Here is a 9,912-nt window from a genome sequence, read left to right on the forward strand (position 1 = left end):
ACTTCCTCCTATTAATTTAAACGGCTGAATTTTCCATTTTCCAAGTTGCTAAATCTGCTAAAGAGCGATCGCGGTAACGTCCGTATTTTTCCGGTTTACTCTTAATTTTCACACCCAAATCTGGCACAATTCCAAAATTAGGAGCCATCGGTTGAAAATGTTTTGGTGCAGCGGATCTGATAAACTCAAATAATGCCCCCATCATCGTTGTAATAGGTAAAATTAGGGGTTCTTTTCCTAAAGCTAATCTAGCTGCATTTGTTCCCGCTAACCAACCTCCCGCAGATGCTGCGGTATAACCTTCTGTTCCTATTAATTGTCCCGCAGCCAGTAAAGTTGGACGTTCTTTAAATTGCAAACTTGCAGACATTAACTGTGGTGCATTTAAAAAAGTATTGCGGTGCATTACTCCTAATCTGACAAACTCGGCTTTTTCCAACCCAGGTATCATTTGAAATACTCTTTTTTGTTCACCCCACCGCAAATTAGTTTGAAATCCGACCATATTCCAAAGTTGACCGGCTTTATCTTCTTGTCGTAATTGAATTACCGCATAGTTACGTTCTCCATTGCGAGGATCAGATAAACCCACTGGTTTGAGAGGTCCATAACGCATGGTATCTTCACCTCTTCTGGCCATTTCTTCAATTGGTAAACAAGCTTCAAAAAATTTCGCTGTTTCTTTTTCAAAGTCTTTTAATTCCGTTTGTTCAGCTTGACAAAGTGCTGATCGAAATTGTAAATACTGCTCTTTATTCATCGGACAATTTAGATAAGCTGCCTCACCTTTATCATAACGAGAAGCCATAAATGCAATATCTTTATTGATAGAATCTCCGACAATAATTGGACTCGCAGCATCAAAAAAGTTGAGATATTCCATCCCCGTAAATCGCTGTAAATCTGCGGCTAAATCGGGACTGGTTAAAGGTCCAGAAGCTAATACAACGATACCTTGGGGAATTTCTTTAACTTCACCGCGTCGGAAATCAATTAAAGGATGATTTGCTAAGGTTTTGGTCAAATCTTCGCCAAATTGTCCTCTGTCTACCGCCAAAGCCCCACCAGCAGGGACTGCGTGTTCATCTGCTTTGGAGATGACAATAGAACCGAGTTGGCGGAGTTCTTCGTGTAAGAGACCGGCGGCGCGATCGCTCGCCATAGCCCCGAAAGAGTTGCTACAGACCAATTCAGCCAAATTTTCCGTATGATGGGCAGGGCTGAAGCGTTTAGGGCGCATCTCGTGAAGAATTACAGGCACGCCGGCTTGGGCTATTTGCCATGCTGCTTCTGTTCCTGCGAGTCCACCGCCAATTACTTGTATCGGTTCTTGTGTCATAGTGATTTGAGATAGATTTTCGATAAAATTATGATAAAACTATTATTCACATAAAGAACGAGGTAGTTGAGATTGCCGAATAATTGACATTAATGTACCCAATTTAACAGATGAGTGATTAGGTACGATAGCAGTCAGAGTAGAGTCTTCTATTGCTTTTTGCATGACAATATGACTTCCTTTTTGTCTAACTTCTGTAAAGTCATTGTTTTGTAAAATTTTATAGATTTCTTTGCTAAACCCAGAATTTTACTTTTAAGATGGAGTTTATAGTAAAATACTATTAAAAGTTAGCAGTAATAATTTTCCAAAATATAAACAATGGTAGCACAAAATGGTTGATACTTTTCGTCATTATTCAATTCTAACTAATCCTTAATAATATCCTGATTTCCTCTTCCGCCAACTATTTGAAGAAATGGTGGATTGGTTAAGTTTGCTCCGCATTTTGAAAGGTCAATCTAGTTTGGTGGCTTCTGGTATGCGTCCTAGTGCTACCTGACATCAACTAAAAATTGAACAATGTTCTCCGGTGGATAAATGTGCTAATTATCTACTCAATCATGGTGCTTTTCTCAAATACGATGATTATTTGGCTGCGGGTTTTCCCATTGCGACTGGTGTGATTGAGGGGGCTTGCCGTTACTTAATTAAGCCTATAACGGTTATCCAGTCAAAGCTCAACAAAAATGTCAGAGGTAAATAAAATTTCTCTGGCTGGAATTTTTCAAAAATATCAATTATCTGGATATCCTCAATTTTCCAAATCTGACAAAGAAAAATGCATCTATTTTGGGACACCATCAGCCAAAACCTTGCACTTTTTTGTGATAAAAATCCGCGAAACCCTTATTAATAAATGGTTTTAGCTTTATTTAGCAAGCCCTAATTAGTTGTAAATGTAGTTTTTGTATACTACTTTTTGAAGTGCGGAATGTGGGATGCAAAATAAGTCCCCGTAATCTTTAAAAATTACAGGGACTTATTTTTTATTTGGTGGCGGGAAGTGGATTTGAACCACTGACCTTCGGGTTATGAGCCCGACGAGCTACCAGGCTGCTCTATCCCGCGTCGCTTTTGTCGCTTTTCTCTCGACTCCTTTAATATAGCGCGAAGTCAAAAGTTTGTCAACTACAAAAGCGATAATTCTCCAATTACTTCCAAACGCTTGTATTTCCCCAGGTTCATAAACTTTTCAGAGAGGCTTTGGGCAATACTGGGACTAATCCAACCCATTTGTTGGAGGATGTGAATAGCTACGGCATATTTAGCGCGTGTTGAGCCATCCATGACTTTAATAGCTAATCCCATGCCTTCACCAAGTCGGCCAATGCACTGTACCCCTTCCGCTCCAGATTTACTCACCAGTTCACCAGGAGTTAAGCGCATCAATTCTGTATCAAATTCTCCAACACCCGCCACCATTGTAGGATGATGATTCATGGCGCGGACAATTCGCTCCATATCCACGCTATTGCTAGAAGCTAATACAGCATATAAAGAGGCCATTTGACTGAGTTGCATCAGATATGTGGGTGCGCCACAGTCATCATGGGCGGTAAGAAATTCTGCTGCTGGCATTCGCAGCAATTCTGCTACTTTGGTGATAATTAACTGTTGGACTGGGTGTTTACGATCCAAATAGTTAGTTAACGGCCAATGGCGTTGCTGACAAACAGCTAACATTCCGGCGTGTTTACCAGAACAGTTATATTCTAAAGCACTACTCTTACCTTGAGGAATTGGGCAGTGCAGGGCATTGATGTCAATATCTGCTCGCCACAGGATGTTAAATACCTGTCTCACCTGTTCCATACTGCCTTTGTGGGAACTGGTGATAATTGCTAAGTCTTTATCGCTCAAACCATAACGTTCTAATGTGCCTGTGCTGGTGATAGCCAGTGCTTGAAATGGTTTGAGGGCAGAACGGACAAATGCGGCGGTTTCAGCGTTACCAGCAACGGAAAGTACCCGTCCCCGGTCATCACTAACTACAGCCTGGACTATATGCCGAGATTCGATAATGCCTTCACGCAGCAACCGGACTTCTAGTGCTGCGGCTTGAGTTCGTTTTCCCATTGTCATGGGTTTATATCTATTTTGTGAATTGTCAGTGGTCAGTTGTCAGTAGGGGCGAAGCATTTGGAAGATAAATTATCGGTCATTGCCAAAAACAGTTCTCCAAATGCTTCGCCCGTACAGGCAAAGCATTTGGAAGATAAATTATCGGTCATTGCCAAAAATAGTTCTCCAAATGCTTCGCCCGTACAGTTGTCAGTTGTCAGTTGTCAGTGGTTGGTTGTTTTACTAATGACTAATGACCAATGACTATTTACAAGAAATGCCAAACTATAGTACCAATAAGATACGTAAGAGCCAAGGCGGCAAAGGTAATTTGCAAGCGTTGGAAGATGGGTTTGATTTCGTAGGTAACAATTAACCGATCACGACTGATGACTTCTTGGGGTTTTGTCCAAGTGTGTCCGTCGTACCAACCAGATTCTTCGTAGAATACGGTGGGACTATAAAGGCGATCGCGCACATAGAACCAACCTAAATATAACCGGACTAATACTAGCACTATACTTACACTAGCAGCACCAGATCCACAAAGGAGAAAATTAAAAATCTGCTTTTGGGGAGAAAAACTGGCTGCTGCCACAGGTCCTGCTACTAACCAAGACCAAGCCCAGATCCAAAAAATTTTCTTGGTGAAGTTAGCCCAGCTTAAGATACTATCTCGAAATAGCCAGGCATTTTTTAATTCTTCGTACTCATTCAGTGGTTGTTGTTCTGTAGGAACTGGGCAATTCTCAAGGGAGGATCGCATCATATCGGTTAACTCCCAACATTCTCGGCGTTTGGTAGGGAAATACGTTCCGCGTGTCCCCAGAACGCTTCTAAATTATAAAACTCCCGTTCTCTTGGCATCATGATATGGACGATGACATCACCATAATCTTGTAGTACCCAAGTTCCTTCGGCTTTGCCTTCTGTTCTGATGGGTCGTCGTTGCCAGTCAATTTCAACTTGTCCTTGAATTGCGTCAGCGATCGCCCTAACTTGCACCTTGGAATAACCAGTCATCATCACAAAGTAATCCGCGAGGGAAGAAATCTCTGCCACATTGAGCAAGATAATTTCTACTGCTTTGCGGTCTAAAGCTGCCTCAGCAATAGTTAAAGCTAAATTTTTACTCGTAGCTTCTGTGTCAGTTTTAGGGCTGCTCACAGGGTTTATTGTCAATGGTAAATTTCGGGGGAAAGATTCAGTCATTCAACCTCATGTGCGTTTTTTCTGTTGCCACTACTTATTCAACTTGCTTACAAATATCTCAAAATAGCTGAACTGCAATTGTGTGAATAGGTTTTTCCTGAATAGTAACATATTCTACAGTTGATCACTTTATCAACCAAGGGAATAGGGAATGGGGAACAGACGCGAAAAATTAGCCCCCAAGCCAGGTTTTTAGCCTCACCCCTGGTAGATAGCTTAGTTGCCCTGTTCCTTTCATAAAAATAAACCCAAGCCGATTTGTAACTAACTTGGGTAAATTGAATGTTTTAACCTGGTGAATTTAGTTTAGTAGCAAGCATTCAGTCGTCAGTCGTCAGGTATTAGCTGAATACTGACGTTTAGCAGTGGCTAAACAGCCCCACTGTTTTTATTAAACAAAATAGTGATGGTTTTGAAAATTAACTTTAAATCGTAAACTAAAGTCCAATTTTGCTGATACTGTAAATCTAACCGAATCACATCTTCAAAACTCCGAACTTTAGAGCGGCCGTTAACTTGCCATTCACCAGTCATACCAGGTTTAACGTCTAAACGTTGCCATTCGGGGACTTCGTAGCGTTCTACTTCATCAGGTGTGGGTGGTCGAGTCCCGACTAAACTCATTTCCCCTTTGAGAACGTTCCAAAATTGAGGTAGTTCATCCAAACTGGTACGGCGTAAAAAGTTACCTACTTTAGTAATTCTGGGATCATTATCATTTTTAAAGAAAGCGCCTTCGACTTGATTTTTGATTTGGGATTTTCTAGCTTCTGCATCTACACACATAGACCGAAATTTCCAAATTGCAAACCGCTTACCCATCCAACCACAACGAGTTTGCCTAAAGAAAATTGGACCAGGATCGTCAATTTGAATGGCGATTACTATGGGAATAAACAAAATAAATGTAATTACTAAACCAACTAATGATCCCACAATATCAATCAGCCGTTTCATCCAAGATGCCACGGAATTATGAGTTTGAGGAAGTGGATCTACTTTGCGAGAAGTATTTTTTCCTGAGTTTGTAAAGTTATCTGTGGCTATTAGTGTGAGGTTGTGAAGAGACTCAATGGGAAACACCTGATCTAGCCCTGTCAGATTTAAAACTGCCATGACTTGGGGTGTAACATGACGCAGTGTTACTTTGATTCCCTTTTCTTGAGAATTTTTAAAGTTGCTGACTAGAGAACCTAAACCACTACTATCCATAAAAGTAGTATTTTGGAAATCAATAATAATTTGCCCTGGTGGTAAATCCGCTGCAATTAAGTTTTGGCAAGTTTGCTTAAAACTGACGGCCTCAAGCACAGTTAACCTCACTGGAACTTGCAAGATTACTGCGCTTTCTAAGTAAGTAACTGGAAAGTCTACTGGTGTGGTTTGACTACTCATAAAACTCTGGACTTTAATTGCCATATATAATCTAATTTGTTAACCGTAATTTTCTTTTGGAAAAACAATTAACCTGATTTTTAATCTGGATGATGAAGCACAAGCTGGGAGATTTTTAAAGATTAGAGAAAATATTCCCAATCCAGCTTCACAATAGCAGCAATTGTCAAAATTTTTGCTGTTGTAAATAGGTGAATCAACTTGTTATTTCTCATGATCATCTGATTACTAAAAATAAAGTTAATGTTACTGATACCTGATTTAAGTCTTTTTATGCAATTCAAGGGGAATATCTCAACGTCGGGATACGTCAGATTTTTATTTGTTTTGCTCTTTGTGATTTGCATTGTTACTTTTGTGACAGTTTTAACAATTACAATGCCCTTTTTAACTGCCAAATTGACTGTTTTCCTGAATTACGGGACTTTGCAGCTCATGCAGATTCTGGGCGATTATCTATAGGACTAGAATGGGTTGCCAGAAAAAACTTACCTTTGTCAACAATAGCATTAGCTTAACTCAAGGATATCCTCTGCTTCATGCACAATTTTTAGTAAAATTTCAGCCAGCAATAATATCACTAATTAACCTGCTAATTTATTGATAACCTGACGGATATTGGCCAAAACAGTTGGAAATAACTATCTCCTACTTAGACTCAGTAGGTCTAAATTTAAAATTTCTCAATGTGAGCAATAAAACTCATTATGAAGAAGATAAAAAATTCCTTTAACCAGCCTCTAACACTAAGTTAGAGCTATTTAAAAAAATAATTGTCTTCCAAAGTACAGTTGTTAAAAAGTTAAAATCGGCGGTTGATTAGTTGCAGATGTAAGTAAGGAGATTTCGCTATTTTTGCGACCTGTGACTTCCTAAACTTATAAAATATTCAACAAAGACGCGAATTTAAAAAGTTTTTATGAGCAAAATAAGAAGGTTTGATAAAGTTTTAATATTTTGTTAAATAGATGAATTTCTCGGAAATTTTTCTGAACATAAAAGTCTAATAGATAGATATTACTGATGTTCAAGGCTTTTAGTCCTGACTCTGACTGTATCTTTGTGGGTTGGGTATCTCCCACCCCACTAATTGTCAAAATTTCACAATCCAGAGTCCTCATTCCGGGATTTAGCTTTGGCTTTGTTGGCGCTGCGTTTAAGAGCAGAAAGTCTCGCTTCATATCGAGAACGCTGATTTTTGCTAGGAGTGTTTTCCACTAAAGTTTTTAAGGCACTACCAAGACTTTTATAGGCGTTGGGTAAACTATAACCAAAGCGGGTTGCCAGAGCGATCGCTTTTTCGTCAGCATCTAGCAATTCTTTAACTTGTTTACCACCATTATTTTTTTGATATAATCGCCAACCAGAAACGCCACAGAGCGCCATAGCTAATACTAGCAATAATCCATCTTGTACCCATAATTCACCAACAGCACCACCTAAACCAATGGCTAGTGCGGCCATTTCCCAACCATCTTTGGGAATAGTGTCGTTTTGCACGCGAGCAACTTCGTGCCAAAACAGCAAATTCCGCTGGTCCATTGCCAGAGCATCCCATTTTACCAAGTCAATTTGAATTTCCACTTGGTCTTTGCCAATTTCTTCGCAACGAATCAGGGATGGATTAACCTCTGTTGTGCCTTCAACTGTTACCCAACTTTGTAATTCTGGGGGTAATAAGCTTTTTAACCGCCGGAGTTCACTCATTTCTGCTTTAGCAGAGGAGGTTGCATAGGATGTCATAAAAATCCAGCCTTACAAGATTTCAGTATATAATCAGGTTATCACTTTGCAGTTTAGCCATTTCAGTAGTGATCCGCTTTATTCATCAGACAAACTACCCCGCTTTTTCCGCGCTTCCATGGCTTTTTCGAGGAGTTCTAATAATCCAGGAGCTTGTTCTTGAATACTCAATAATAATCTTTCTCCTAAGTCCAGATTTCCCGGATCTTCTCCTGTTTCCATCACCTCTTGCAACCGCGGCAGGGCAACGGTATCCACGATTTGGATTAATCCGCTCAGACAACGGTTAAATTGTCTTTCGGTGAGCAGGGAGTCTTCCAGGGGAAATTCGATGATAGCGCGGATTTCACCATCGGATGGATCATATTCCCATTGCAGCATTTTAGTTTCCCAGGAAATAGCCAGCATCGTCTGGAGGATAGCGTCTTTGTAGGGATGGTCTTTTACTTCTGCCAAAACTTGGGGTGCAAATAGCCGAAAAAATTTTCCTTCCTCGTCCAGTTGGACAACTATCAGAAAATCTTCGATGTTTTCCGCTTCCACACCCGTAATAATCCGGTCTTCTTCTTCATCAAAACGGTAGTCCCAACCAAGATTATCTAGATACTTGGCTATTTGTTTGAGATTTGCTGCCATAAAAGCCTCGTAAGGAACAGTGGAGAGGCTGTCACCATAACTATTCTAACTTGCTAGGCGCATTTACTCAATTACTGTCAGCAATTTCTACTTTAACTTAACTAATATGAATGTACTGTAAAAACTCGCAATACTGCCTTAGTTGCAAAACTTAACATAGTTGCTAGTCAAGACTTTTTTCCATAAGTATCCTTGTTTTGGTAAACTTAAAAACTGAAATAGCTAATTAAACGACGCTAAGACAAGTAATTTAGAGGGGATACTCGTGGAAAATACTCTTGGGTTAGAGATTATAGAAGTAGTTGAGCAAGCAGCGATCGCTTCTTCTAAGTGGATGGGTAAGGGCGAAAAGAACATTGCTGACCAAGTAGCAGTGGAAGCGATGCGCGAACGGATGAACAAAATCCATATGCGTGGTCGCATCGTCATCGGTGAAGGCGAACGGGACGAAGCTCCTATGCTTTACATTGGAGAAGAAGTTGGTATCTGTACTCAACCAAATGCTGCCAGTGTCTGTAATCTTGAAGAACTTGTAGAAATTGACATTGCTGTTGACCCTTGCGAAGGTACTAACCTAGTTGCTTATGGTCAAAATGGCTCAATGGCAGTTTTGGCAATTTCTGAAAAGGGCGGTTTATTTGCTGCTCCTGACTTCTACATGAAGAAACTCGCAGCACCAGCAGCCGCTAGAGGTCATGTTGATATCAACAAATCCGCTACAGAAAACCTAAAAATCCTTTCTGAGTGCTTAAACCGTTCTGTTGAGGAATTAGTAGTAGTAGTGATGGATCGTCCCCGTCACAAAGACCTCATTCAAGAAATTCGCACCGCTGGATCTAGAGTAAGACTAATCAGCGATGGTGACGTTTCTGCTGCTATCTGTTGCGCTTTCTCTGGTACTAATATCCATGCTTTAATGGGTATCGGTGCTGCTCCCGAAGGTGTAATTTCTGCTGCTGCTTTACGCTGCTTGGGTGGACACTTCCAAGGACAATTAATCTATGATCCAGAAGTTGTCCAAACTGGCTTAATTGGTGAAAGCAGAGAAGGTAATCTAGCCCGTTTAAATGAAATGGGTATTACTGACGGAGACAGAGTTTATAACGCTAATGAATTAGCTTCTGGTGAAACAGTGCTATTTGCTGGTTGCGGTATTACTCCTGGAACTTTGATGGATGGTGTGCGCTTCTTCCACGGTGGTGCTAGAACCCAAAGCTTGGTTATTTCTAGTCAATCCAAAACCGCTCGGTTTGTGGATACAGTTCACTTGTGGGACGAACCTAAGAATATCCAACTGCGGTAGTAATTAGTCGGTAGTAATTAGTCGGTAGTCAGTGGTCAGTGGACAGTAGTCCATTGTTATTAGTAGTCTGTCAAAGTAAATTTGACAGGTTGTGAACATCTAAAAACTTTGTATTTTATAGTTTTTAGTCAATTTATATCCGTCAATCAGTTTTTGATAGTCTACTAACAACTGACAACTGACACCTGACAACTGTACGGGCGAAGCATTTGGAGAACTA

Annotated in this window: 10 protein-coding genes, 1 tRNA gene and 1 pseudogene; 3 read left to right on the top strand and 9 right to left on the bottom strand. The window is 40.3% G+C overall.

The window, feature by feature from the left end; translation table 11 throughout:
- Window positions 1-16: 16 nt before the first annotated feature.
- Together trmFO and FJR06_RS04675 are read right to left on the bottom strand one after the other, a co-directional pair.
- Entirely contained in the window at window positions 17-1,339 is a 1,323-nt protein-coding gene (trmFO, locus tag FJR06_RS04670) for an FADH(2)-oxidizing methylenetetrahydrofolate--tRNA-(uracil(54)-C(5))-methyltransferase TrmFO (RefSeq protein WP_015080636.1), read from the bottom strand.
- Window positions 1,340-1,381: 42 nt separating this feature from the next.
- Window positions 1,382-1,567 carry a type II toxin-antitoxin system HicA family toxin gene (locus FJR06_RS04675; RefSeq protein WP_083881465.1) on the bottom strand — a complete coding sequence of 62 codons (186 nt, stop codon included), beginning with the start codon at window positions 1,565-1,567 and terminating at the stop codon, window positions 1,382-1,384.
- Between the two features lie 199 nt (window positions 1,568-1,766).
- On the opposite strand from FJR06_RS04675, the pseudogene FJR06_RS04680 reads away from it, so the two are divergent.
- A pseudogene (locus tag FJR06_RS04680) lies at window positions 1,767-1,994 on the top strand (ISKra4 family transposase); the annotation flags it as partial.
- Between the two features lie 339 nt (window positions 1,995-2,333).
- On the opposite strand, the gene FJR06_RS04685 reads toward FJR06_RS04680, so the two are convergent.
- Window positions 2,334-2,410 (bottom strand) — tRNA-Met (locus FJR06_RS04685).
- Between the two features lie 60 nt (window positions 2,411-2,470).
- Window positions 2,471-3,424, bottom strand: a complete 954-nt coding sequence (locus FJR06_RS04690) for an asparaginase (RefSeq protein ID WP_015080638.1) — start codon at window positions 3,422-3,424, stop codon at window positions 2,471-2,473.
- Between the two features lie 36 nt (window positions 3,425-3,460).
- Between FJR06_RS04690 and FJR06_RS04695 the strand changes: the two genes are divergently transcribed.
- Window positions 3,461-3,667 carry a hypothetical protein gene (locus tag FJR06_RS04695; protein WP_168650933.1) on the top strand — a complete coding sequence of 69 codons (207 nt, stop codon included), beginning with the start codon at window positions 3,461-3,463 and terminating at the stop codon, window positions 3,665-3,667.
- Between the two features lie 4 nt (window positions 3,668-3,671).
- Here the strand turns inward: FJR06_RS04695 and FJR06_RS04700 are convergent, their stop codons facing one another.
- From FJR06_RS04700 to FJR06_RS04720, 5 genes are all read right to left on the bottom strand, one after another.
- Complete coding sequence (locus FJR06_RS04700; protein WP_015080639.1) at window positions 3,672-4,172, bottom strand: CGLD27 family protein; 501 nt, start codon at window positions 4,170-4,172, stop codon at window positions 3,672-3,674.
- A 5-nt stretch (window positions 4,173-4,177) separates the two neighbouring features.
- Window positions 4,178-4,615 carry a ribosome silencing factor gene (gene rsfS, locus FJR06_RS04705; protein WP_015080640.1) on the bottom strand — a complete coding sequence of 146 codons (438 nt, stop codon included), beginning with the start codon at window positions 4,613-4,615 and terminating at the stop codon, window positions 4,178-4,180.
- 369 nt (window positions 4,616-4,984) lie between these two features.
- Complete coding sequence (locus tag FJR06_RS04710; protein ID WP_168650935.1) at window positions 4,985-6,034, bottom strand: sugar transferase; 1,050 nt, start codon at window positions 6,032-6,034, stop codon at window positions 4,985-4,987.
- A gap of 1,077 nt (window positions 6,035-7,111) precedes the next feature.
- Window positions 7,112-7,753 carry a DUF3318 domain-containing protein gene (locus FJR06_RS04715; protein ID WP_015080643.1) on the bottom strand — a complete coding sequence of 214 codons (642 nt, stop codon included), beginning with the start codon at window positions 7,751-7,753 and terminating at the stop codon, window positions 7,112-7,114.
- A gap of 78 nt (window positions 7,754-7,831) precedes the next feature.
- The gene (locus tag FJR06_RS04720) at window positions 7,832-8,389 is read right to left on the bottom strand and encodes a hypothetical protein (RefSeq protein ID WP_015080644.1); all 558 of its coding nucleotides are present in this window, start codon (window positions 8,387-8,389) and stop codon (window positions 7,832-7,834) included.
- A 265-nt stretch (window positions 8,390-8,654) separates the two neighbouring features.
- Here FJR06_RS04720 and glpX point away from each other — a divergent pair, with 265 nt between their 5' ends.
- Window positions 8,655-9,692, top strand: a complete 1,038-nt coding sequence (gene glpX, locus FJR06_RS04725) for a class II fructose-bisphosphatase (protein WP_015080645.1) — start codon at window positions 8,655-8,657, stop codon at window positions 9,690-9,692.
- The last annotated feature ends 220 nt before the right edge of the window (window positions 9,693-9,912 follow it).

This window comes from Dolichospermum sp. UHCC 0352 (genome assembly GCF_009711925.1).
GTDB lineage: Bacteria > Cyanobacteriota > Cyanobacteriia > Cyanobacteriales > Nostocaceae > Dolichospermum > Dolichospermum lemmermannii.

Coding starts and splice junctions, on each gene's coding strand:
- trmFO (WP_015080636.1), bottom strand. CDS start 1,339: ATGACACAAGAACCGATACAAGTAATTGGCGGTGGACTCGCAGGAACA.
- FJR06_RS04690 (WP_015080638.1), bottom strand. CDS start 3,424: ATGACAATGGGAAAACGAACTCAAGCCGCAGCACTAGAAGTCCGGTTG.
- FJR06_RS04700 (WP_015080639.1), bottom strand. CDS start 4,172: ATGATGCGATCCTCCCTTGAGAATTGCCCAGTTCCTACAGAACAACAA.
- rsfS (WP_015080640.1), bottom strand. CDS start 4,615: ATGACTGAATCTTTCCCCCGAAATTTACCATTGACAATAAACCCTGTG.
- FJR06_RS04710 (WP_168650935.1), bottom strand. CDS start 6,034: ATGGCAATTAAAGTCCAGAGTTTTATGAGTAGTCAAACCACACCAGTA.
- FJR06_RS04715 (WP_015080643.1), bottom strand. CDS start 7,753: ATGACATCCTATGCAACCTCCTCTGCTAAAGCAGAAATGAGTGAACTC.
- FJR06_RS04720 (WP_015080644.1), bottom strand. CDS start 8,389: ATGGCAGCAAATCTCAAACAAATAGCCAAGTATCTAGATAATCTTGGT.